This is a genomic window from Massilia eurypsychrophila, from assembly GCF_002760655.1.
Lineage (GTDB): Bacteria > Pseudomonadota > Gammaproteobacteria > Burkholderiales > Burkholderiaceae_D > JAFCUW01.
Window position 1 is genome coordinate 303,585 of the sequence record NZ_PDOC01000004.1, and the last position, 22,340, is coordinate 325,924.

Below are 22,340 nucleotides of genomic sequence, written 5' to 3' on the forward strand. Positions count from 1 at the left end.
GCGGCGGCGCGTCACAGTAATCTTATCAGCCTGACATGTCAAGCAAAACAGCCGGGGTCGGTCGCCAGTTTGATACCATCGTGCAAACGTTTCAATTATGCCGGAGCTGCCCATGATCTTCCAGCCGTGCTCGCCCACTGCCTGCTTTTTTACCCTGGCGATCGTGCTCGCGGCGCCGCCAAGCCGCGCCGGCCCGCCGGTTGCCATCGGCACCGGCGGCGCGGTGGCCACCGTCAGCGAGCAGGCGTCGAAGGCGGCGATGGCGATCCTCAACAAGGGCGGCAACGCCGTCGATGCGGCGGTGGCCGCGGCAGCAACACTCGGCGTGACCGATCCGTTTAGCTGCGGCATCGGCGGCGGCGGCTTCATGATGATCTACCTGGCTGACGGCAAGCGCGTCATCACCATCGACCACCGCGAAAGCGCGCCGGCCGCCTTCACTCCCGCGGTATTTCTGCAAAACGGCAAGGAAATCGACTTCGACCTGGCCGTCGCCAGCGGCGCCGCGGTCGGCGTGCCGGGCACGGTGCGCGGCTGGCACGACGCGCTGGAGCGCTACGGCACGATGTCGTTTCGCCAGGTGCTCGCGCCCGCCATCGACGTGGCCGACAAGGGCTTCCGCGTCAGCGAAAACTTCAATCACCTGGTGGCGATGAATGTCGATAAATTCACGCTGTTCCCGGCCATCAGCGCGCTGTACCTGAAGGACGGCAAGGCGCTGCCGGCCGGCACTACCCTGCGCAACCCCGGCATGGCAAAAGCCTACCGCGAGCTGGCCGCCAGGGGCTACAAGGCGTTCTACGACGGTCCGATGGCGCGCGCGATGGTCGACGCGGTGACGCGCCCGCCGACCGCCGCCGGCGCCGCCGTGCGGGGCGGGCGCATGACGATGGCCGACCTGGCCAACTACGAGTCGCGCATCCGCCAGCCGCTGCACACGACCTACCGCGGCTTCGACATCTACGGCATGCCGCCACCAAGCAGCGGCGGCAGCACGGTCGCGGCAGCGCTCAACATCCTCGAAGGCTACGAGCTGAAGGCGATGGCGCGCGCCGACGTGGAGCACCTGTACCTGGAGGCCAGCCGGCTGTCGTTCGCCGACCGCAACGCCTACCTGGGCGACCCGGAATACCTGGACGTGCCGCTGGCCGGCTTGCTCAGCAAGGAATACGCCGCCAGCCGGCGCACGCAGATCCGGTCGCGCCAGGCGATGGCGGCAGCGGCGGCACCGGGCGACCCGTACCTGTTCCAGAACGACCCGAGCGTGCCGCTGCGCCCGCAACCGGCGCGCGCCGCGCTGCGCGAGAGCGCGCACACCACCCACCTGACGGTTTCGGACCGCGCCGGCAACGTGGTGTCGTACACCTTCACCATCGAGTCGTGGGGCGGCAGCGGCATCACGGTGCCAGGCTACGGTTTCATCCTGAACAACGAGATGACCGACTTCGACTTCAGCGGCCCCCATCCGAACGTGCCGGAAGCGGGCAAGCGGCCGCGCAGCAGCATGGCGCCGACCATCGCGCTGAAGAACGGCAAGCCGGCGTTTTCGATCGGCAGCCCGGGCGGCTCGACCATCATCACCACGGTGCTGCAAACGATCGTCAACCACGTCGACCTCGGCATGCCGATGGACCAGGCGGTCAACGCGCCGCGCCTGTCGCAGCGCAATGCCGGCGCGACCGACGTCGAACCCGGTTTTGCCGGCAGCGCGCAGGCGACCGCGCTGCAGCGGTTCGGCCACCAGTGGGCCGGCGCACCGGAGCCAATCGGCGCCGCCAACGCGCTGGTGTTCAATGCCGACGGCACCGTGACGGCGGTGAGCGAAGGCAAGCGGCACGGCGTGGGCACGGCGCTGGTGCAGCGGCGCGGCCACTAGCGTCGGTACGCCGGCGAAAAAAAACAGGCCCGGGTTAGCGGGCCTGTTTCGGTTGCTGCGTGCGTGCGTATTACAGGTGCGGCGTGATCTGCGGCATCAGGTCGTCGAAGGTGCGGCCACTGCCGTTTTCGCCGATCGCGTGCATTTTCCACTCGCCGCCATGGCGATACAGCTTGGCCATGATCTGCGCCGTGTGCGCGCCCTGCACCGACAGGTCGTAGCGCGCTACTTCCTTCTGGTTGGCGGCGTTCAAAATGCGGCAGTAGGCATTCTCGACCTGCGAGAAGTTCTGGCCGGTGAAGCTGTTGACGGTGAAGATCAGCGACTTGACCGACGCCGGCACGCGCGACAGGTCCACTTCGATCTGCTCGTCGTCGCCGTCACCGGCGCCGGTGCGGTTGTCGCCGGTGTGGACGATGCTGCCGTCTTTGCTCTTGAGCTGGCGAAACCAGACATAGTCGACCGGCTTGTTCGATTCGTCGAACATGACGCACGACGCGTCAAGGTCGACGCTCTCGCTCTTGCTGCCAAAGCCGAACAGGCCCTTCGACTTGATCGCGTCCCAGCCGAGGCCCATGATGATGCGCGTGAGCGCGCCGCCGGCTTCCTTGTCCAGAGAGATTTTCTGGCCTTTTTGCAAATTGACTGACATGTGAGACTCCTGGTTTTTTTAACGCGCGCCCTGCTGGGTCCAGGCGCGAAATGCCGCCCGGTTGCGCGAACAGACATAGACTTTTCCACGCCCGGAAAAGCGCAGCACGACGCCCTCGCCGCTGGTCTGGCTGTTGACCAGGTTGCCGAGGAAGCCGCCGCTGGTGCCGGTCGTGATCGAGATTTCGTAGCGCAGCGTGCTGTCCCAGCACACCACGTGCGAATTGTCGATGATGGCGTCCTTGCCCGGCTCGACGTCGAGTGCCGACATCGAACCGAAACCGGACACCACCACCTGGCCGCTGCCGGACGTTTCAGTGACGAAGAAGCCGCCGCTCTGCGCAAACAGCGCATTGCCGACGCTTTGCGTGCGCACCTTCAGGTCGACCTTGGCACTGGCGGCGACAAAGGCGCCGTCGCTGATGATGTAGTTGCTGGGGCCGACATCGACAATCTGCATTGCACCTGGCAAGGTCGGCGACAGCAGGCAATCGCCGTCGCCGCGCACCGCTTCGATGTGCTGCTGGAAGAACGATTCGCCGTTGGCGAAGGTGCGCATCAACGCGCTGCCCAGGCCGCCCTTCATCTTGCCCTTCAGGTCGAGCGTCGACTCCATCATCACCATCGCGTCTGACTCGCAGTAGATGGTTTCACCCTTGGTGAGCGAGACGTGGAGGAACGGATCGACGTCTCCTGTCACTGTAAACTCTGGCATACCGAGCCTTTCTGTGGAGTGAGACTGCAGCCGGCACCGCTGGCGCCGGCCGCAAGCCTGGCGACGATTTAAACGTTGACGCCGAAGTTCTTGGCCAGGGGGCCGAGGCCGCCCTTGAAGCCCTGGCCGATTGCCTTGAACTTCCAGTCGGCGCCGGCGCGGTAGACTTCGCCGAAGATCATCGCCGCTTCGGTCGAACCGTCTTCCGACAGGTCGTAGCGGGCGATTTCCTTGCTGTCGCCGGCGTTGACGCAGCGTACGTAAGCCTTCGATACCATGCCGAAGTTCTGCTTGCGCGTTTCAGCGTCGTGGATCGTGACGCAGACCGAAATCTTGTCGACGTCGGCGGCGACCTGCGACAGGTCGACGGTAATGGTCTCGTCGTCGCCTTCGCCTGCGCCGGTGGTGTTGTCGCCGGAGTGCACGACCGCGCCATCGACCGATTTCAGGTTGTTGTAGAAGACGAAGTCGGCGTCGGAGCGCACCTTGCCCGTGCTGTTGATCAGAAACACAGCACCGTCCAGGTCGAATGCGGCGCCGTCGGTTGCGCGGGTATCCCAGCCCAGGCCTACGATCAATTTGGTGAGACCGGGAGCTTCTTTGCTCAGGTTGACGTTGCCGCCTTTTTGCAGACTGATAGCCATTTGTGTATCTCCTGGTAAATGAGTTAAAAACAATGAGAACTTGTTGAACACCGTTTAGTGTGACACACGCAGCAAACCGGTGTTCGTCCGTTTGCCGCGCGTTCCTTGCGCAATGCTCAGGCCGACGCTTCCATCAGCTTTTGCTGCTTCTTGTACCGCAGCGACGACCACACCGAGGCGAGGATGAAAGCGACGCCGATGAGGCCGGTGAACAGCTCAGGCACGTGGTACTTCATACTTGCCAGCATGATCACTGCCAGGATACCGATTGCATAGTGCGCGCCGTGTTCCAGATACACATACTCGTCGAGCGTGCCTTTCTTGACCAGGTACACCGTCATCGAACGGACGAACATCGCGCCGATGGCCAGGCCCAGCATGATGATGACGACGTCGGAGGTAATCGCAAAGGCGCCGATCACACCGTCGAAGCTGAACGAGGCGTCGAGCACTTCGAGGTACAGGAAGGCGCCGATACCGCCGCGCTTGACTACTTCGCCGGCTTCTTCCTTTTCCAGCATGCTGGAGATGACGTCGACACCGACGTAGATCAGGATGCCCCACAGGCCGGCGATCAGGACGACCATCTTCTGCGCTTCAGCGACCATGCCCAGGCTGGCCATCAGGGTGCCGAGCGAAATCATCACGGCGATCGAGGACACCTTGCCGAGCGAACCGATCTTCTCTTCAATGTGACCGAGCCAATGCATTTCCTTCTCGTCGTCGAGCAGAAAGTTGAGGAATACCAGCAGCAGGAACATGCCGCCGAACGCCGCCACTTCAGCGTGGTGGGCCGTCAGGTGGGCCGAGTACGCCTTCGGGTCTGACAGCGCCAGGTTCCACACTTCCATCATGCCAAGGTCGGCCGCCTGAGCGACGATCACCAGCGGGAACAGCAGGCGCATACCGAACACGGCGATGATGATACCGACGCCGAGGAACAGCTTTTGCCAGAATTCATCCCATGTCTTCAGGACCGACGCGTTGACCACCGCGTTATCGAACGACAGCGACACTTCCATGATGCCCAGAATAGTGGCGATGGCGAGCGCGGTGAGCGCACCGGACCAGCCGCTGTTAGAGTATCCCCACCATCCGGCACCCGCCAGGCACAGGAACGTGACGATAAATGAAATCCTGAAATGCTTCATTGGTATTCCCCTCAATTATGTAATTTGATAGCCAACATTATAGTTCCGCTGCAGCCGATTGAAAATGGGAAGATAATCGAATAAACACTTCGGAAAAACAGAACTATGAAGAACACCGGCATGAACTTTCGCCATCTCTACTATTTCTGGGTCGTCGCCAAGGAAGGCGGCATCACCCGCGCGTCCGAGCGGCTAGGGCTGGCCGTGCAGACCATCAGCGCCCAGCTGGCGCTGCTGGAGCAGTCGATCGGCAAATCGCTGTTCTCCCAGCAGGGCCGGCGCCTGGTGCTGAACGAATCGGGCGAACTGGCGCTGGCCTACGCCGACCAGATCTTCATGCTCGGCGAGCAGATGCAGGAAGCGCTGGGCGACGCCGACAGCGACAAGACCCGGCTGACGGTCGGCATTTCCGACTCGCTCCCCAAGCTTACCGCGTTCCGGCTGCTGGAGGCCACCACGACCTTGGCGCGTCCCGTGCGGCTGGTCTGTTTCGAGAACAAGTTCGAGCAACTGCTGGGCGACCTGGCGCTGCACAAGCTCGACCTGGTGCTGACGGACCGCCCGGTGCGCTCCGGCACCACCTTGCGCGTGTTCAGCCACCAGCTGCTCGAGAGCGGCACGATGGTGGTGGGGTCGCCGGCGCTGGCTGCGCGCTACAAGGCGCACTTCCCGGCGAACTTGAACGGCGCGCCGTTTTTGCTGCCAACACGCAATAATGACCTGCGGGGCAAGATCGACGAATGGTTCGAGCAGCAAGGGCTGCGCCCGGACGTGGTCGGCGAGTTCGAGGACAACGCGTTGCTGAACACGTTTGGCCGGCGCGGGCTGGGGCTGTTTTTCGCCACCGCCGCCCTCGCCTCGGAGGTCAAGGCGCAGTTCGGCGCCGTGCTGATCGGCCACGTGCCGCAGGTGCGCGAGCAGGTGTACGCGATCTCCAACGAACGCAAGATCAAGCATCCCGGCGTCGAGGCGATCCTCGCATCGGGCCAGCAAGATGGGTCGAACCCGGCGTGATTGGTACAATGCACTTGTATTTTCATGGTCGCAACCCCGGGGTCAGTGCCGACAAACGGACACGGACTGATCCCTCAAGGGGCTATAGCACCGAGGTCGTGTCCGATTGCCGGCACTGACCCCGGGGGTTCTTTTTGTCCGTAACTACCACTTTATGTATAACTTCCTGTTACTCGTGCTGGCCCTGTTTCTCGTCGTACTCAACGGTTTTTTCGTCGCCGCTGAATTTAGTATCGTCAGCCTGCGCAAGACCCGCATCCGCGCCATCGCCCGCACCCAGGGCATGCGCGGGCGCATCCTGGCCAAGGTGCACAACCAGCTCGACGCCTATCTGTCGGCCTGCCAGCTCGGCATCACGCTGGCCTCGCTGGGCCTCGGCTGGGTCGGCGAGCCGGCCTTTGCCAGCCTGCTCGAGCCGCTGTTCCTGATGGCCGGCGTCACCTCGCCCGCCGTCATCCATGGCGTGTCGATCGTGTTCGCCTTCAGCGTGATTTCATTCCTGCACATCGTGGTGGGCGAGCTGGCGCCAAAGTCGCTGGCGATCCGCAACCCGGAAGTGGTCGGCCTGTGGAGCTCGGTGCCACTGTACGCCTTTTACTGGGCGATGTACCCGGCCATCTATGTGCTCAACGGCAGCGCCAACATGGTGCTGCGCATGGCGGGCTTGCATGGCAAGGGCGGCCACGACGCCCACTATTCGACCGAAGAACTCAAGCTGATCCTGCGCACCAGCCAGCCGGGCGAAAAATTCACGCGCGACGAGCGCCACATCCTGGCGCAGTCACTCGACTTCAGCCACCTGCAGGTGTCGGACCTGATGCGCCCGATTAATGAGGTGATCGCCCTGCACGCGAGCAAGTCGCTGGAAGAAAACCTCGAGACGGTGCGCCGCAACCGCTTTAGCCGCTATCCATACTTCGACGCCAATGGCGAGGACGTGCTCGGCGTGATCCACCTGAAGGACCTGTTCTTTGCGCAGCAGGCGGGCCGCGCGATCAGCGACCTGACCCAGTACCTGCGCCCGGTGGAGACGATGTCGGCGCGCACGCCGGCGCAGGACATGTTCCGGCGCTTTCGCGACGGCGCCCCGCACTTCGCGCTGATCGGTGAAAAGGGCAAGCGCCCGGTCGGCTTCATCACGCTCGACAACCTGCTCGGCGCGATGGTCGGCGAGATCCGCGATGAATTCCGGCTCAACGAGAACGACTGGCTGCGCCAGAGCGACGGCACGCTGGTCGGCAAGGCCAGCCTGCCGATCTTCTCGCTCGAGCGCATCCTCGGCATCGACATCGACAACGAGGAACTGGGCCTGGACGACGTCGAGTCGGTCGGCGGCCTGCTGATGGTCAAGCTGGGCGATATTCCCAAGCAGGGCCAGCGCATCGAGTTTCCGCGCTTCGACATCGTCGTCAAGAAGATGAACGGGCCGCGCATCGTGCTGGTGAAGGTGATCCCGCAGCTGCAGCGCGAGGTCGATACCGACGACCTCGACTGACCGGCGGCTAGTCCAGTTCGGACTCGGCTTCCTCTTCGAGCGGCTCGGCGACGAGCACCGGTTCGATGACGGCCTGCTCGTCCGCTGTCACATTGAGCGCTTCGTCGGGCTCGAAGTCGTCGTCCTCGAGCTCGTCGCGCTCGCCGCGCATCATCACGGCGGCCGAGCGCAGCGGCGCCTTGCGCGGCGCCTTCGATTCGTCCGCCCAGGACAGCATTGCATTGACCATAATCTCAAAATGTTGCATGTCCACGGCAGTCTCCAACGTTGAGTTCGTCTGAAAAGAATATGCCTGCCGGCACCGGCACGTTTGATCTAGCGCAGAGTCTGGGACCTGTGACATTTTCGCCACCTCGCCGCTTCAGACCGTCACCTTCGCGACAGCGAGGACCCATGCTGAATCAGCATGGGTGACAAAACGGTTCAGAAGGGATCCGCGCCGCGCGAGGATGAGGGGTCATCAGTGGCGACCGCAGCGCGCGACCGAGGTTGCTTGCATTTTTGCCATTAGCTGTAATACTGTTGAGCAGGACTGCCTCGCCATCCCGGCGTGCGGCCCGCGTACGCGGAGAACCATCGATGCCGATCACCCCGGAAATGGTAGCGCTCAAGTCACGCCTGAAAGACACCTGGATGGCGGGCGACTACGCCCACTTCGCCACATTCCTGCTGCCAGGCGCCCTCGAGTTCCTCGATCATCTGAAAGTGGCGCCCGGCACCCGCATGCTCGACCTCGGCTGCGGGGCCGGCCAGATCGCCATTCCCGCCGCCAGGGCCGGCGCCGAAGTAACCGGCATCGACATCGCCACCAACCAGATCGCAGCGGCCCGCGCGCAAGCCGCCGTCGGAGGCGTGACGGTGCGCTTCGAAGAAGCCGACGCCGAGGAGTTGCCCTTTGCCGACGATTCGTTCGACCTGGTGGTGAGCCTGTTCGGCGCCATGTTCGCGCCGCGGCCGGACCGGGTGGCGGCCGAAATGCTGCGGGTGTGCCGCCACGGCGGGCGCATCGCGATGGCGAACTGGACCCCGGAGGGCCATGTCGGCCAGATGTTCAAGATTATCGGCAAGTATGTACCACCGCCGCCCTTGATGCCGTCGCCGCTGAAATGGGGCGACGAAGCATGCGTGCGCGAGCGGCTCGGCCAGCGCACGTCCAAGCTGACCAAGACGCGGCGCCTGTACCCGATGCGCTATCCGTTTTCGCCGGCCGAGGTGGTGGAATTTTTCATCGTTTTCTACGGCCCGACCGTGATGGCCAGCGATTCGCTCGACGAGCGCCGCCTGGCGGCGCTGACAAAGGAACTGACGCAGCTGTGGACGGCAAATAACAAGGCAACCGACGGCAGCACCTTCGTCGAGTCGGAATACCTGGAAGTGCTGGCGCTGCACAATTGACCCCGGCAACTCATCTTGCCGCCGCTCGAGAAGTGGTGCCGTCCTGATGTGAAGGCGTCGGGTGAATGACGCGCTGCCGGCGGCCCGCTCACACATCAACCAACAGACGGCCCCGCTTGCACGTCTCATGCGCCGGCTGAACCAAACCCGTCAACTATCCTCGTCCACGCTGCCCCCATTTCTGCCACGTCGGCGAAATGCAAGGCGGCGATTTCCTCGCGACAAATAAATAGTTAGTGCATAGACAATTTCACTGTAATGCTACGACAGCAAGGAGCCGGAAGAAATTTCCGGATGTGAATGAATGCATATCCAAGGCATTTCCAGTTAGAATTCAACAATTCTATGCGAAGTGGTTGATATTGCCCTGTACCGTAGAACAATGATCCTCACGCCGCCAGGATTCTCACCCGGAAACTTCTATGATTTTCTTTACGTAATGTCGATGCCAAAGCCGCAATTTATCTATCTGTCCGAGAGCGATATCCCTGTCGGCAGCGTGTTACCGTGGTCAGTATATCTGCGCTCTGGAGAATTGCTCGCGCCCGCGGGATTCATGGTCACCGATGCCCTGGTACAGAAGCGGCTCATGATGGCATTGCCGATGCGCGCCGCGCAAGCTACCGACCGCGGGGACCGCAGAATGGTCGTCGAGGACGGCGGCGAACGAGACAAAGAGTCGCCAGCTCACACCCCCGATCCGCTAAAGTATCTAAAACACAATGCCGAAGGCGTGGTGCTGACGTTTAAATTGCCGGTCGATTTCGAGCCGCGCAACGAACGGGTTGAATTCTACGGCCGCGTGCCACTGCAGTCGGTTATCGTGTCGGCCCCGACACTTGGGCTCGGTGCCGGCCAGACGTGGCAGAATTTCGAAGGTCTCCCGATGACAGTGCAGGTCATCTTTGGCCGCAGCCTGTGCATGTTCAAGACCACCGTCATGCGTTATTCGGGCCTGCCGAGCGGCCACCTTTTTCTGCGCTACCCGCAGGAAGCGGTGACGAAGTCGTTCCGCCAGGCGCTGCGCGTGGACGCCAAGATTCCGGCGTCGATCACCATGGCGGACGATTACACCGTGCCGGCGCTGATCACCAATTTGTCCGGTTGCGGCTGCGCGGTGGCCACCGGCTTCGTGCTGGGTCAACCCGGCACGCGCCTGAAGGTGGCATTCCGCCTCAAGATCGCTGAGAAAAACCGCGTGGTGAGCATCCCGTGCGTAATCCGCAGCATTAAGGGAAAGCTGTCTCAGCAGATGCGCTATGGCATCGAGTTCGATGAAGAAGTCGATGAATCGGTTCTGCTGACCTTGAAATCGTTCGTCTACGAAAACTTGGCGGAACGTTAACGGCGTTGGTCGCCCGCGCTAGGCTTCGCGCATCGCATCGACCTGCGCGTCGACGATGCCCGGGTCGCCTGCGGCGGTCCAGTCGCGCAGCAGCGAATACGCCACCGCCAGCAGGGTCGGGCCGATGAACAGGCCGACGAAGCCGAACGCGAACACGCCGCCCAGGACGCCCAGGAACGTCAGCAGGAACGGCTGGCTGCTGCCGCGGCTGATCAGGATGGGCTTGACGACGTTGTCGACGCCGGAGATCAGCACCACGCCCCACACCAGCATGAACGCGCCCCAGCCGACGCTGCCCTGGGCGAACAGCCAGATCGCGGCGCCACCCCAGATCAAGGGCGGGCCGACCGGCACCAGCGACAGCACGAACGTGAGCACCGCCAGCAGCGGCACGCCCGGCACGCCGGCGATCGCAAAGCCGAGCGCGGCCACCAGCGCCTGCGCCAGCGCGGTGCCGAGCAGGCCGTACATGACGCCGCGCACGGTGTTGCTGACGGTGACCCAGACGGTGGCGGCGCGGTCGCCGAAGATGCGGCCGGCGCCCACTTCGAGCGTGCGCATCAGCGCCAGGCCGTCGCGGTACATGAAGAAGCTGACGAAGGCAGCCATGCTCATCTGCACGACGCCGCCGCCCAGCACCAGTCCACCGCTCATCAAAATGCGCCGCGCCGGCTCGAGCATGCGCTTGGCCAGTTCGGTCATCTGCTCGCGGCTGGCCATCAGGGTGTTGACGTACTGGTCGAGCCAGACGCCGACCAGCGGCAGCTCGCGCAGCCAGGTCGGCGGATGCACGTTGCCCAGCTCGATCATCAGCTTGACCTGCTCGAACGTGCGGCCAATGTCGTCGGCAAGGTTATAGGCGACCAGCGCGATCGGGATGATGACGAGCAAGGTCAGACTCAAGGTCATCGTCAGCGCGGCCAGGGTGCGGCGCCCGCGCATGCGCGTGACCAGCCGCATGTACAGCGGCCACGAAGAAATCACCACCGCGGCGGCGAACAGCAGCGCCGTCAGGAACGGGCGCAGCACATACACGCAGCCCAGCGCGAGCAGCAGAACGGTCGCCAGTTTGGTGTAGTTCTTGCCGAAGCGCGCCGTCTCCATCGATCAGTCCAGCAGTTGCTTGAGGTCGGCCACGATCGGGCCGGCGCCCTGGCCGTGGCGCAGGAACAGGCGCACCTTGCCGTTCTTGTCGAACACGTAGCTGCCGGCGGTGTGGTCCATCGAATAGCTGCCCGGCGTCTTGCCCGGCACCTTGGCGTAGAACACCTTGAAGTCCTTGGCCATTGTTGCGGTGGCGGCGGCGTCGCCGTACATGCCGAGGAAGCGCTGGTCGAACGCCGGCACGTACTGCGCCAGCAGTTGCTGGGTGTCGCGCTCCGGGTCGACGGTGACGAACAGCACCTGCACCTGGTCGGCCTGCGGACCCAGCTCCTTCATGACGGTGGCCATCTCGGCCATCGTCGTCGGGCACACGTCAGGGCACTGGGTAAAGCCGAAGAACACGACCACCACCTTGCCCTTGAAGTCGGCCAGCGTGCGCGCCTTGCCGTTGTGGTCAAACAGGGCGAAGTCGTGGGCGTATGGCAAGCCGGTGACGTCGGTGTTCTGGAAGCTCGGCGGCTTGCTGGTGAGCTTGTCGCAGCCGGACAGCGCGAGCGCGGCGGCAAACGTCAAGGCAATAACGGCTGGCAGTTTTTTCATCTTTAGAATTTCAGGTAATGGTCGACCACCAGCGCGGCGAACAGCAGCGACAGGTAGATGATCGACCAGGTGAAGGCCTTGCGCGCGATCTGGTCGGTGTAGTGGCGGTAGACGCGCCAGGCGTGCCACAGGAACACGGCGTTCAGCGCGACGGCCGAGACCAGGTAGATCAGCCCGCTCATGTGCACGGCGAACGGCAGCATCGTGACCGCCGCCAGCGCGATCGAATACAGCCAGACGTGAAAGCCGGTGAAGTTCATGCCGTGGGTGATCGGCAGCATCGGCAGGCCGGACTTGGCGTAGTCGTCGCGGCGGTACATCGCCAGCGCCCAGAAGTGCGGCGGGGTCCAGACGAAAATGATCAGCACCAGCAGCCAGGCTTGCATCGGCACGTCGTTGGCAATCGCGGCCCAGCCCAGTGCCGGCGGCATCGCGCCCGACAGGCCGCCGATGACGATGTTCTGCGGCGTGGCAGGCTTGAGGATCATCGTGTAGATCACCGCGTAGCCGACGAAGGTGACGAAGGTCAGCCACATCGTCAGCGGATTGACCAGCAGGTACAGCACCGCCATGCCGGCGCCGCCGATCAGCGCCGAGAAGATGATGGTTTGCCGCTTGGTCAGTTCGCCGGTGGCGCTGGCGCGGCGCGCGGTGCGCGCCATGCGCGCGTCGATCTCGGCTTCGACCAGGCAGTTGACGGCGAACGCGGCGCCGGCCAACAGCCAGATGCCGATGGTGGCGGCGATGACGACGCGCCACGGCGGCAGCTCGTCGGTGGCGAGGAACATGCCGATCACGGCGCAGAACACCGCCAACTGCGTCACGCGCGGCTTGGTCAGCGCCCAGTACTGGGCGATGCGGTTGGACCGCTTGTGCGGTTTTTGTGTGGCGGTTTGGCTTGTCATGGAGGCTATCGGGAATGGATCTCGGCTGGCACCGGCGCGCGCGCCGGTGCGCGCAGGGCAATGTCGAGTTGGTACTTTGACTTGTAGTTTAACATGGTCACCAGCAGCACCAGCAGTGCGGCGCCCGCATTATGCAGCACCGCAATGGCCAGCGGGAAGCTGAAGTAGATGGTGGCCAGGCCGCTGGCAGTCTGCAGCGCCAGCACGATGGCGACGTAGCGCGCGGTCGGGCGCAGCGCCGCATGCGGCCAAGCGCGCCATGCGGTCAAGCCGAGCACGACGACGACGACCAGCGCGAAGTTGCGGTGCACCCAGTGGATCGCCGTCAGCGCGGAAAACGGCAGGTAGTGGCCGGCAGCGGTCTTGCCCAGCTCGCGCCACAGGGTGAAGCCGTGCTCGAAGTCCATCTCCGGCACCAGCTTGCCGTTGCACAATGGAAAATCGCTGCACGCCAGGGTGGCGTAATTGGTGCTGACCCAGCCGCCCAGCGCGATCTGCACCAGCAGCAGCGCGGCGCTGGCGATGGCCAGCGTGCGCACGCGGCGCAGCGCGGCCGGACTGCCGCCCGGCGCCTGCGGCTTGACGAGGTAGTCTGCGCGCCCGCCCAGCCATGCCAGCAGCGCCAGCAGGCCCATGCCCAGCAGCAGGTGGATGGTGACGATCACCGGCTGCAGCTTCATCGTCACGGTCCAGGCGCCGAACGCGCCCTGCACGCAGACGAACAGGAACAGCGCGGTGGGAATGGCCGGCGCGAACGTCTGGCTGCGGGTACGGCGCCATTGCACCCAGGCGGTGGCCATCAGCGCCATGATCAACACGCCAATGCCCATCGCCAGGTAGCGGTGGATCATCTCGATCCACGCCTTGACCACCGTCACTGGGCCGTGCGGCATCAGCTGCTCGGCGGCGCTGATCTGTTCATGCGCGAGGAAGGGATTGGCCAGGCCGTAGCAGCCGGGCCAGTCGGGGCAGCCGAGGCCCGAATCGGTCAGCCGGGTAAAACCGCCGAACACGATCAGGTCGAACGTGAGGAACACCGCCACCCACACCAGCTTGCGGTATTTGTTGGCGTCGGCCGACATCCACACCATCGCCAGCGGCAGGCTGGCCGCCAAGAGGCCGATCGCGCCCAGTTGCAGCAGTGTTGCCGTCTGCATCGCTTAGCCGATCGCCGATGCTTTGAGCAGCTTGCCGATGTCCTTCTTGACCTTGGCGTAGTGCTGCACCTTGTCCGCTTCGGCGGCGCCCGCCGGCACTTTCGGAAAGCGCATCATCAGGTGGCCGACCGGGTCGATCAGCCACAGGCCCTCTTCCAGCGCGGCGTTCGGCTCGGCCGGCAGCCATTGCGCGACGGCGGCGCCAGGCGCGCGCAGGATGCGCATGCCGTCGAGCTGGCGCATCAGCATGGTGTCGAGCGGCGCGGCGTCGGTGACCAGCCAGAGCCGCTCGATGCGGCCCATCTCCTTGCCCGTCATCGAGCGCACCTGCTGCATCGCGAACATCTGCTCCATGCACTCCTTGGCGCAGGTGGACGGGCCGACCTTCAGCAGCACCCACTTGCCCTTGTACTGTTCCAGGCTGGCCGGCTTGGCGTCGAGTGTGGTGGCGCCGAGGGTCGGCGGTACCGGGTGCGCGCGCGGGTCGATCAGGGTGCCGAAGTTGGTGCGCGCCTGCGGCTTGATGACGTAATAGGTCAGGTACGAAAAGATCATCGGCGCCGCGCACACGGCCAGCACCGCCAGCAGCTTCCAGCGGCCGCTGATTTTCTGTTTCTGTTCGGGGTTAGTTACTTTGCTTACTTTGGTCTGTTCCACGTCGAAATCCTGTAATGACAAAAAAGAGGAGCGCCATTGCCGCCAGCGCATACCATTGGAATGCATAACCCTGGTGTTTCTCGACACCGAGGGACGGCGCCGGCCAGCTGCGCACCAGGCCGTCGGCGGCCGGGGCCGGGCCGGCCTGCTCGATGAAAAACGGTTGCAGCTTCAGGCCGCTCGCCTTGGCGAATTCGGCCGGATCGATATTTTGCACGATTGCGCCAGGTTTCACCGGCTCCGGGGTGCCAAGCTGCATCACCCGGCCGACGCTGGCCTTGACGATGCCGTCGACCGTCACCGTGCCGGCCGGGGTCGCATACGGCGGCAGCCTGGTCGCTTCGGCGGTATTGCGCGGCAGCCAGCCGCGCGCCACCAGCACGTGGGTGTCGGTACCAACAATGCGCAGCGGCATGACCAGGTAAAAGCCGGCGCGCCCGTCCTGCGGGCGGTTGTTCAGGTACACCGGCCAGCCGGCGACGAATTCGCCCGTCACGCGCACGTTGCGGTATTCGAGCGGCGCGGCCGGCAGCAGCGCGGCGCCCAGCGCCAGCGGCGCCTCGGCGCCGCGCGCCGTCAGCTTCTGCTGCAAGGTGGTCTTTTCCAGCGCGCGCCGGTCCTGCCACTGCCCCAGCGACACCCCGAGCGCCACCAGCAGCACGGTTGCCACAAAGGGAATTGGTCGAAACCGGAAGCTGATACCCATTACAATAGATCCTTTGCCGCTGTTATCCAGTCAACTATTTACTCTGAACCATGAAAATTCTCGTCGCCATCGCCTTCCTTCTGATCATCGGCAGCCTCGGCTCGGCGCTGTTCTTCCTCATGCGCGACAAGGGCAAGAGCAACCGCACCGTGCAGGCGCTGGCGATGCGGGTCGGCCTGTCGATCACCTTGTTCCTGCTGCTGCTCGGCGCCTACAAGATGGGCTGGATCGCGCCGACCGGGTTGCGCTAAAAGCACGTATCGCTTGCGTGAAAAAAGCCGCACGAGGGATTATCCCCCGTGCGGCTTTTTCATGCGGCGGCGCCAGCGCCGCCGGCCGTTACAGCCAGTAGACCACGACGTACAGGCCGAGCCAGACGACGTCGACGAAGTGCCAGTACCAGGCGGCGCCTTCGAAACCGAAGTGGTTGTCGGCGGTGAAGTGACCCTTCAGCACGCGGTACAAAATCACCGACAGCATGATCGCGCCGAGCGTGACGTGGAAGCCGTGGAAACCGGTCAACATGAAGAAGGTCGAGCCGTAGATGCCGGACGTCATCTTCAGGTTCAGGTCGCTGTAAGCGTGCATGTACTCGTAGACCTGGAAGCCCATGAAGATGGCGCCGAGCATGATGGTGGCGAACAGCCAGATCGCGGTCTTGGCGCGGTGGCCGGCGCGCAGGGCGTGGTGCGAAATGGTCAAGGTCACGCCCGACAGCAGCAGCAGCGCGGTGTTGATGGTCGGAATCGGGAACGGGCCCATTGTCTGGAACGCGTCGACGGTGCCCGCAGGACCGGTGCCGCCCCATTGCGCGGCGTAGTCAGGCCAGATGAACTTGTGGTCGAGGTCGCCAAGCCAAGGCAAGCTGATCGCGCGGGCGTAGAACAGCGCGCCGAAGAAGGCGCCGAAGAACATGACTTCGGAGAAGATGAACCAGCTCATCGACCAGCGGTACGACAGGTCGACGTTCTTGCCGTACTGGCCAGCTTCCGATTCGCCGATGGCGTCGCCGAACCAGGAGTACAGCACCAGGATGGTGGCCAGAATGCCGGCGATGTTGAGCATCGGACCCCAGCTGGCGTCGTTGACCCAGCCGGACGCGCCGATCATCGTCACCAGCAGCGAAATGCCGGCGAACATAGGCCACTTGGAAGGACCCGGCACGAAATAGTGCGGTACGGCGTGTGGTGAACTCATCTTCATCTCCTAAATCAAACTTGGTATTCGGTCGTGGGCCGGGTGTGCCCGTTGCCCTGTGCTTCTTGCTCTGTGCTTGCTCTGACTATTGCTTTACTACCGAATTCTGGGTGCCTGCAATTTCGAAGAACGTGTACGACAGCGTGATCGTTTTCACTTCGCGCGGCAAGGCCGGATCGATGAAAAACACCACCGGCATCTGCTTCGCTTCGTTCGGGCCCATGGTCTGCTGCTTAAAGCAGAAGCACTCGACCTTCTTGAAGTGCGGCGTCACCGACTGCGGCGCGTAACTCGGGATTGCCTGCGCCTGCACCGTGCGGTTGGTGGTGTTGACCACCTCATACATGACCGTTGCCAGCTCGCCGGGATGGACGTCGATGCTGCGGGTGGTCGGGCGAAACCGCCACGGTCCCTGCGCATTGCCGTCCAGCTCGATGGTGATCGTGCGCGTCTTGTCGATCTGCGTATTGGCATCGCGTACCGCCATGCCGTCCTGCGCCGTCAATACGTTAATGCCAAGCAGTTCGCACATGTGCCTGTACACCGGTATCAGGGCGTAGCCGAAGCCGAACATCGCCACTGCCACCACCACCAGTTTGATGAGCATCGTGCGGTTCAGGCGCAGGCGCCCTTTCGGTACGGTACTCACGTTACAGCCAGATACGTTTAATGAACACCATCGCGAAGAAAAACAGCGCGATACCGCCGATGATCAGGCCGGTCTTGAGGTTGTTCGGCTTTTTTGGGTCAGACATGTTTGCCACTTAGCTCCTGTCGGCAGGCGGTGTTGGCCGCCTGCCGTGCTGCATTTGCTTGCTTACTTCACCAACGGTGGGGTCTCGAAGGTGTGGAATGGTGCCGGGCTCGGCACGGTCCACTCGAGGCCTTCGGCGCCATCCCATGGCTTGGCCGCTGCCTTGGCGCCGCCGCGGATGGTCGGCAGGATCACGAAGAACAGGAAGTACGCCTGCGACAGACCGAAACCGAAGGCGCCGATGGTGGCCACCATGTTGAAGTCGACGAACTGCGCCGGGTAATCGGCGTAGCGGCGCGGCATCCCTGCCAGGCCCAGGAAGTGCATCGGGAAGAACGTGATGTTAAACGTGATCAGCGATGCCCAGAAGTGGATCTTGCCGCGCGTTTCGCTGTACATGTGGCCAGTCCACTTGGCGGACCAGTAGTAGAAGCCGGCGAACAGGGCGAACAGGGAACCGGCCACCAGCACGTAGTGGAAGTGCGCCACGACGTAGTAGGTGTCCTGCAGCTGGATGTCGATCGGTGTCACGGCCAGGATCAGGCCGGTGAAGCCGCCCATCGTGAACACGAAGATGAAGCCGACCGAGAACAGCATCGGCGTTTCGAACGTCATCGAGCCCTTCCACATCGTGGCGACCCAGTTAAATACTTTCACACCGGTCGGTACCGCGATCAGCATCGTGGCGTACATGAAGAACAGCTGCGACGTTACCGGCATGCCGGTGGTAAACATGTGGTGCGCCCAGACGATGAACGACAGGATCGCGATCGACGCGGTAGCGTAGACCATCGACGCGTAACCGAACAGCGGCTTGCGGGCGAACGCCGGCAGGATCTGCGAGACGATGCCGAACGCCGGCAAAATCATGATGTAGACCTCAGGGTGGCCGAAGAACCAGAAGATGTGCTGGTACATGACCGGGTCGCCGCCGCCGGCAGCGTTAAAGAACGAGGTGCCGAAGTGACGGTCGGTCAGCGTCATCGTGATGGCGCCTGCCAGCACTGGCATGACGGCGATCAGGAGGTAGGCGGTGATCAGCCAGGTCCAGCAGAACATCGGCATCTTCATCAAGGTCATGCCCGGAGCGCGCATGTTGAGGATGGTGACGACGATATTGATCGAACCCATGATCGACGAAGCGCCCATCAGGTGCATCGCGAAAATCGCCATGTCCATGCCAGGGCCCATCTGGGTCGACAGCGGCGCGTACAAGGTCCAGCCGGCGGCGGTCGCGCCGCCAGGCACCAGGAACGAGGTGGCCAGCAGGATCGCGGCCGGCGGCAGCAGCCAGAACGAGAAATTGTTCATGCGGGCGAACGCCATGTCGGCGCAGCCGATCTGCAGCGGGATCATCCAGTTGGCGAAGCCGACGAACGCCGGCATGATGGCGCCGAACACCATCACCAGGCCGTGCATGGTGGTGAGCTGGTTGAAGAACTCAGGCCGGAAGAACTGCAGGCCGGGCTGGAACAGCTCGGTGCGGATCATCAGCGCCAGCACGCCGCCGGACATCAGCATGATCAAGGAGAACCACAGGTACAGCGTACCGATGTCCTTGTGGTTGGTGGCGAACAGCCAGCGGCTCATGCCATGCGGGTGGTCGTGGGCGTGATCGTGCGCGTCGTGGGCGTGATCTACAGTCGTTGTGCTCATTTGTTCTACTCCCGATTACTTACGTGCAGCCAGAACTTCGGCTGGTTGAACGATATTTTCCGCAGCCTTGTTCGACCAGTTGTTGCGGGTATAGGTGATCACCGCAGCGATGTCCGAATCCGACAGTTGCTTCCAGCTTGGCATTTCCGAAGGGTACTTGCCCGACTTCAGGCCATTCAGCAGGACGTTGATCTGGTCCGCTTTCGGGCCGTTGACGTTTGGCGAGCCATCGAGTGCGGCGAACGCGCCCGGGATGCCCTTGCCGTTGGCCTGGTGGCAGACCACGCAATTGGTGGTGTAGACTTTTTCGCCCTTGGTCTTCAGTTCGTCGATGGTCCAGACTTTGGCAGGATCGTCGGCCAGGGCCGCCATTTCCTTCTTCTTGCCGTTAACCCATGCGGTGTAGTCGGCGTCGGAGACGACCTTGACGACGATCGGCATGAACGCGTGCTCTTTACCGCACAGCTCAGCGCACTGGCCGCGGTAGGTGCCGATTTTTTCGGCCTTGAACCAGGTGTCGCGCACGAAACCAGGAATCGCATCTTGCTTGACGCCAAACGCCGGGATCATCCAGGCATGGATGACGTCGTTGGCGGTCAGGACGATACGGACCTTCTTGTTGACTGGCACGACGACTTCGTTGTCGACTTCGAGCAGGTAGTTCTCGCCGCGTGCTTCGGTTGGCGCCACGCCTGGCGAACCGACTTGCGAACGCGGGGTCGACAGGTTCGACAGGAAGGAAATGCCCTCGCCCTCGCCCTTCAGGTAATCGTAGCCCCACTTCCACTGCATGCCGGTGGCCTTGATGGTCAGGTCGGCGTTGGAGGTGTCTTTCATGCCGACCACGGTCTTCGTTGCCGGCAGCGCCATGGCGATGACGATCAGGAACGGCACCACGGTCCAGGCGATTTCGACCGCGGTCGACTCGTGGAAGGTCGCTGGCTTGTGGCCGAGCGAGCGGCGGTGCTTGAACACCGAGTAAAACATCACGCCGAACACGCCGACGAAAATGACCACGCAGACGACCATCATCCAGGTGTGCAGATCGTAGATCTCCGACGCGATCTTCGTCACGGGCGGTTGCAGGTTCAACTGGTATGGAACCGGACGCCCCGTCACCTCTGTCTGCGCCAAGGCCGGAATTCCGGCCGTCATCGCCAGACCGATCATCAAGGCTTGAAGTCGCTTTGCATATGTCATGTTTTCCCCAACCACCCAAAATTAAAATCTTTTATCGTCAACGAGCCCACCCGCGGCCGCCGCACTTTTCAACACATCGCGCAAAAAGGCCCCTAGCAGACCCGGCCGCATCGACTGCGCCGCTCCTGCTGGAACCATGACACCGCCACCGGGTAAATGCTGCACACTGATGAACGCTGCTTGCTTTTGCTGCTATCGACCACATATTGGACACAGGCAGCATCACCACCTGTTTTTCTTACGTTCACAACGTTGGCCGACAAAATTAGTCGTTGATTATACTCAAGGAGTGCCCTAACCATCAAGGGGAAATCGATCCGCAGGCGGGTCAGCACGCCCGTTTTTCCCTCTTGCCGCCCACAGTTTGTGTCAATTAATGCAATTCGGCGCCGCCACTGCACTTTTGCTTCCCGGCCGCTAGCGGCGCGGCTGGAAGCGCACGATCGCTTCGCCGGCCGCCGTCACGCGCGGCGCCGGCCGGAATGCGTGGCCGTAGATCACCTCGAACGTCAATGCCAGCTTGCCGTCGGCGCCGCGGCCGCGCTCGAGCGCCGCGCGCAGCCTGGCGCCGCCGGCGCGCCCCAGCAGGCCGCGCCGGCGGGTTGCCAGTGGATTGCCGCCCAGCGCGCGCACGTCCGCCAGCAGCGCGTCGACCGTGTCGTATGTCACCTTGATGACTTCCATGTCCATCACCGGGGTGGAAAAGCCCGCTTCCACCAGCTGGTCGCCAAAGTCGTGCATGTCGACAAACGGCAACACATGCGGTTCCCCATCTACTTCGGCGAAGGCGGCGCGCAGCTCGCGCAACGTATCCGGGCCGAAATTGGAAAACATCAGCAAACCGTCCACCCGCAGCACGCGGCGCCATTCGGCAAACACGCGGTCGGGCTGCGGATGCCAGTGCAGTGCCAGGTTCGACCACACCAGGTCGATCGAGTTCGGGCCGAACGGCAGAACGGCAAAATCGCCGGCCAGCACGTCGATGCCGGCCTTGGCCGGCAACAAGCGGCTCAGCAGCGACTTCGCGCCCGGCGTTTTTGCCGCCGCCGCCATTTCCGGCGCGGCATCGATGCCGACGATCTGGGCGGCCGGATAATCGCCATGCAACAGTGCCAGGTCGGCGCCGGCGCCGCAACCGGCGTCGAGCACGCGCTGCGGCGTGATCTTCACCAGGCCCAAGCGCTCGTGCATGCGGCTGGCGATTTCGCGGCGCAGGAAGTTGGCGCCGGCAATTTGGGCGGGGCAGGCGAACAGCCGGCGCACCCGCGCCAGCTCGATCGGCGCGCTCAGTTTCGATGGGGATTGGGGTGAAACCATGGGCGTGGTGCGGTGTAATGAGATAATGGCGGCAGTGTACATGGTTGTATCAATCTGCGAGGACCAAAGCCGATGCCTGACCGCCTGGGCCGCTGGCGGCGCCTGGCGCGCGCGCTGTTGCCGTCGTCGTGCGCGCTGTGCGCGGCCGCGTGCGACGGCGCCGTGTGCCGGCCCTGCCACGCGCAGTTTGTCGCCCGCACGGCGCGCTGCCCGCGCTGCGCCAACCCGGTCGGCGACGCCGACGCCGGACGCGAATGCGCCGCCTGCCTGGCCGAACGGCCGGCGTATGACGCCACCCTGGCCGGCGCCGACTACCGCGCCCCGCTCGACCAGCTAGTGCTGCAACTGAAATTCGGCGGCAAGCTCGCATTGGCGCCGTGGTTTGCCGAAGTGTTGCGCGACGCCGTGATCGAGGAGCGCTTCCTGCTGCCGCAGGTGCTCTGTCCGGTGCCGCTGGGCCCGGCCCGGCTGGTTGAGCGCGGCTTCAACCAGGCGCTCGAGATGGCGCGCCCGCTCGCGCGCCATCTGGGCATCGCGCTGTGCGAGCGGCTGGCAGTGCGCGCACTCGACACGCGCGCGCAGTCGGGCGTGGCGCCGGACCAGCGGCGGCGCAACATCCGCGGCGCCTTCGCCGTCGCGCCGGCGGCGCTGGTGCAGGTGCGCGGCCGGCACGTCGGCGTGGTCGACGACGTCATGACGAGCGGCCACACGCTGGGCGAGCTGGCCGCCACGCTAAAGCGCGCGGGCGCTGCGCGCGTCAGCAACTTTGTATTCGCGCGCACCCCGCCCCATTAATCTTTG

The 22,340-nt window shown here is 63.6% G+C and carries 23 protein-coding genes; 7 read left to right on the forward strand and 16 right to left on the reverse strand.

The genetic code is table 11. From position 1 onward, the window contains the following. The first annotated feature begins 112 nt into the window (after positions 1–112). A complete protein-coding gene (ggt, locus tag CR105_RS09365; protein ID WP_099788160.1) occupies positions 113–1,876 on the forward strand; it encodes a gamma-glutamyltransferase in 1,764 nt (587 codons plus the stop codon). Positions 1,877–1,946: 70 nt separating this feature from the next. On the opposite strand, the gene CR105_RS09370 is transcribed toward ggt, so the two are convergent. The 4 genes from CR105_RS09370 to CR105_RS09385 form a co-directional block, all read right to left on the reverse strand. Next, on the reverse strand, positions 1,947–2,528 hold the full coding sequence (locus CR105_RS09370; RefSeq protein ID WP_099788161.1) for a TerD family protein: 582 nt from the start codon (positions 2,526–2,528) through the stop codon (positions 1,947–1,949). 18 nt (positions 2,529–2,546) lie between these two features. Then, entirely contained in the window at positions 2,547–3,242 is a 696-nt protein-coding gene (locus tag CR105_RS09375; protein ID WP_099788162.1) for a TIGR00266 family protein, read from the reverse strand. Positions 3,243–3,310: 68 nt separating this feature from the next. Further along, the gene (locus CR105_RS09380; protein ID WP_099788163.1) at positions 3,311–3,886 is read right to left on the reverse strand and encodes a TerD family protein; all 576 of its coding nucleotides are present in this window, start codon (positions 3,884–3,886) and stop codon (positions 3,311–3,313) included. A gap of 116 nt (positions 3,887–4,002) precedes the next feature. After that, entirely contained in the window at positions 4,003–5,037 is a 1,035-nt protein-coding gene (locus CR105_RS09385; protein ID WP_099788164.1) for a DUF475 domain-containing protein, read from the reverse strand. Between the two features lie 105 nt (positions 5,038–5,142). Between CR105_RS09385 and nhaR the strand changes: the two genes are divergently transcribed. Continuing rightward, positions 5,143–6,051: a transcriptional activator NhaR gene (gene nhaR, locus CR105_RS09390; protein WP_099788165.1), complete on the forward strand. Its 909-nt coding sequence runs from the start codon at positions 5,143–5,145 to the stop codon at positions 6,049–6,051. Positions 6,052–6,205: 154 nt separating this feature from the next. Next, positions 6,206–7,546 (forward strand): hemolysin family protein, encoded by a 1,341-nt coding sequence (locus CR105_RS09395; protein WP_099788166.1) that lies wholly within the window; start codon positions 6,206–6,208, stop codon positions 7,544–7,546. A 7-nt stretch (positions 7,547–7,553) separates the two neighbouring features. Here the strand turns inward: CR105_RS09395 and CR105_RS09400 are convergent, their stop codons facing one another. Continuing rightward, entirely contained in the window at positions 7,554–7,799 is a 246-nt protein-coding gene (locus CR105_RS09400; protein ID WP_099788167.1) for a hypothetical protein, read from the reverse strand. 326 nt (positions 7,800–8,125) lie between these two features. Here CR105_RS09400 and CR105_RS09405 point away from each other — a divergent pair, with 326 nt between their 5' ends. Further along, positions 8,126–8,941: a class I SAM-dependent methyltransferase gene (locus tag CR105_RS09405; protein ID WP_099788168.1), complete on the forward strand. Its 816-nt coding sequence runs from the start codon at positions 8,126–8,128 to the stop codon at positions 8,939–8,941. Between the two features lie 382 nt (positions 8,942–9,323). Next, positions 9,324–10,286, forward strand: coding sequence for a PilZ domain-containing protein (locus CR105_RS09410; RefSeq protein ID WP_099788169.1), 963 nt, complete (start codon positions 9,324–9,326; stop codon positions 10,284–10,286). A gap of 18 nt (positions 10,287–10,304) precedes the next feature. Here the strand turns inward: CR105_RS09410 and CR105_RS09415 are convergent, their stop codons facing one another. From CR105_RS09415 to CR105_RS09440, 6 genes are read right to left on the reverse strand one after another with little or no spacing between them, the layout of a single operon-like run. Continuing rightward, complete coding sequence (locus tag CR105_RS09415; RefSeq protein ID WP_099788170.1) at positions 10,305–11,390, reverse strand: AI-2E family transporter; 1,086 nt, start codon at positions 11,388–11,390, stop codon at positions 10,305–10,307. 3 nt (positions 11,391–11,393) lie between these two features. Then, positions 11,394–11,990, reverse strand: a complete 597-nt coding sequence (locus CR105_RS09420; protein WP_099788171.1) for an SCO family protein — start codon at positions 11,988–11,990, stop codon at positions 11,394–11,396. 2 nt (positions 11,991–11,992) lie between these two features. Continuing rightward, positions 11,993–12,895 (reverse strand): heme o synthase, encoded by a 903-nt coding sequence (gene cyoE, locus CR105_RS09425; RefSeq protein ID WP_099788172.1) that lies wholly within the window; start codon positions 12,893–12,895, stop codon positions 11,993–11,995. Between the two features lie 5 nt (positions 12,896–12,900). Then, positions 12,901–14,052, reverse strand: a complete 1,152-nt coding sequence (locus CR105_RS09430) for a COX15/CtaA family protein (RefSeq protein WP_099788173.1) — start codon at positions 14,050–14,052, stop codon at positions 12,901–12,903. 3 nt (positions 14,053–14,055) lie between these two features. Beyond that, complete coding sequence (locus CR105_RS09435) at positions 14,056–14,709, reverse strand: redox-active disulfide-containing membrane protein (RefSeq protein WP_218968681.1); 654 nt, start codon at positions 14,707–14,709, stop codon at positions 14,056–14,058. Continuing rightward, entirely contained in the window at positions 14,678–15,415 is a 738-nt protein-coding gene (locus tag CR105_RS09440) for an SURF1 family protein (RefSeq protein ID WP_099788174.1), read from the reverse strand. The genes CR105_RS09435 and CR105_RS09440 overlap by 32 nt, the downstream gene beginning before the upstream one ends. Before the next feature lie 50 nt (positions 15,416–15,465). On the opposite strand from CR105_RS09440, the gene CR105_RS09445 reads away from it, so the two are divergent. Next, the gene (locus CR105_RS09445; RefSeq protein WP_099788175.1) at positions 15,466–15,666 is read left to right on the forward strand and encodes a twin transmembrane helix small protein; all 201 of its coding nucleotides are present in this window, start codon (positions 15,466–15,468) and stop codon (positions 15,664–15,666) included. An 88-nt stretch (positions 15,667–15,754) separates the two neighbouring features. On the opposite strand, the gene CR105_RS09450 is transcribed toward CR105_RS09445, so the two are convergent. The 5 genes from CR105_RS09450 to CR105_RS09470 form a co-directional block, all read right to left on the reverse strand. After that, entirely contained in the window at positions 15,755–16,612 is an 858-nt protein-coding gene (locus tag CR105_RS09450; RefSeq protein WP_099788176.1) for a cytochrome c oxidase subunit 3, read from the reverse strand. 85 nt (positions 16,613–16,697) lie between these two features. Further along, positions 16,698–17,261, reverse strand: coding sequence for a cytochrome c oxidase assembly protein (locus CR105_RS09455; protein WP_267873889.1), 564 nt, complete (start codon positions 17,259–17,261; stop codon positions 16,698–16,700). 168 nt (positions 17,262–17,429) lie between these two features. Beyond that, entirely contained in the window at positions 17,430–19,022 is a 1,593-nt protein-coding gene (gene ctaD / locus CR105_RS09460; protein WP_099788177.1) for a cytochrome c oxidase subunit I, read from the reverse strand. Positions 19,023–19,037: 15 nt separating this feature from the next. Further along, complete coding sequence (gene coxB, locus CR105_RS09465) at positions 19,038–20,222, reverse strand: cytochrome c oxidase subunit II (protein WP_099788178.1); 1,185 nt, start codon at positions 20,220–20,222, stop codon at positions 19,038–19,040. A 417-nt stretch (positions 20,223–20,639) separates the two neighbouring features. Continuing rightward, a complete protein-coding gene (locus CR105_RS09470; protein WP_099788179.1) occupies positions 20,640–21,539 on the reverse strand; it encodes a methyltransferase domain-containing protein in 900 nt (299 codons plus the stop codon). Between the two features lie 72 nt (positions 21,540–21,611). Between CR105_RS09470 and CR105_RS09475 the strand changes: the two genes are divergently transcribed. Beyond that, positions 21,612–22,334, forward strand: a complete 723-nt coding sequence (locus CR105_RS09475; protein ID WP_099788180.1) for a ComF family protein — start codon at positions 21,612–21,614, stop codon at positions 22,332–22,334. The last annotated feature ends 6 nt before the right edge of the window (positions 22,335–22,340 follow it).

Excerpts from the sequence above, each read along its gene's own strand:
- CR105_RS09420 (WP_099788171.1), bottom strand. The coding sequence starts at position 11,990 with ATGAAAAAACTGCCAGCCGTTATTGCCTTGACGTTTGCCGCCGCGCTC.
- CR105_RS09430 (WP_099788173.1), bottom strand. The coding sequence starts at position 14,052 with ATGCAGACGGCAACACTGCTGCAACTGGGCGCGATCGGCCTCTTGGCG.
- CR105_RS09450 (WP_099788176.1), bottom strand. The coding sequence starts at position 16,612 with ATGAGTTCACCACACGCCGTACCGCACTATTTCGTGCCGGGTCCTTCC.
- nhaR (WP_099788165.1), top strand. The coding sequence starts at position 5,143 with ATGAAGAACACCGGCATGAACTTTCGCCATCTCTACTATTTCTGGGTC.
- CR105_RS09445 (WP_099788175.1), top strand. The coding sequence starts at position 15,466 with ATGAAAATTCTCGTCGCCATCGCCTTCCTTCTGATCATCGGCAGCCTC.
- CR105_RS09385 (WP_099788164.1), bottom strand. The coding sequence starts at position 5,037 with ATGAAGCATTTCAGGATTTCATTTATCGTCACGTTCCTGTGCCTGGCG.
- ctaD (WP_099788177.1), bottom strand. The coding sequence starts at position 19,022 with ATGAGCACAACGACTGTAGATCACGCCCACGACGCGCACGATCACGCC.
- CR105_RS09405 (WP_099788168.1), top strand. The coding sequence starts at position 8,126 with ATGCCGATCACCCCGGAAATGGTAGCGCTCAAGTCACGCCTGAAAGAC.
- CR105_RS09410 (WP_099788169.1), top strand. The coding sequence starts at position 9,324 with ATGATCCTCACGCCGCCAGGATTCTCACCCGGAAACTTCTATGATTTT.
- CR105_RS09370 (WP_099788161.1), bottom strand. The coding sequence starts at position 2,528 with ATGTCAGTCAATTTGCAAAAAGGCCAGAAAATCTCTCTGGACAAGGAA.
- CR105_RS09440 (WP_099788174.1), bottom strand. The coding sequence starts at position 15,415 with ATGGGTATCAGCTTCCGGTTTCGACCAATTCCCTTTGTGGCAACCGTG.
- cyoE (WP_099788172.1), bottom strand. The coding sequence starts at position 12,895 with ATGACAAGCCAAACCGCCACACAAAAACCGCACAAGCGGTCCAACCGC.
- coxB (WP_099788178.1), bottom strand. The coding sequence starts at position 20,222 with ATGACATATGCAAAGCGACTTCAAGCCTTGATGATCGGTCTGGCGATG.
- CR105_RS09415 (WP_099788170.1), bottom strand. The coding sequence starts at position 11,390 with ATGGAGACGGCGCGCTTCGGCAAGAACTACACCAAACTGGCGACCGTT.
- CR105_RS09470 (WP_099788179.1), bottom strand. The coding sequence starts at position 21,539 with ATGGTTTCACCCCAATCCCCATCGAAACTGAGCGCGCCGATCGAGCTG.
- CR105_RS09375 (WP_099788162.1), bottom strand. The coding sequence starts at position 3,242 with ATGCCAGAGTTTACAGTGACAGGAGACGTCGATCCGTTCCTCCACGTC.
- ggt (WP_099788160.1), top strand. The coding sequence starts at position 113 with ATGATCTTCCAGCCGTGCTCGCCCACTGCCTGCTTTTTTACCCTGGCG.
- CR105_RS09475 (WP_099788180.1), top strand. The coding sequence starts at position 21,612 with ATGCCTGACCGCCTGGGCCGCTGGCGGCGCCTGGCGCGCGCGCTGTTG.
- CR105_RS09395 (WP_099788166.1), top strand. The coding sequence starts at position 6,206 with ATGTATAACTTCCTGTTACTCGTGCTGGCCCTGTTTCTCGTCGTACTC.
- CR105_RS09380 (WP_099788163.1), bottom strand. The coding sequence starts at position 3,886 with ATGGCTATCAGTCTGCAAAAAGGCGGCAACGTCAACCTGAGCAAAGAA.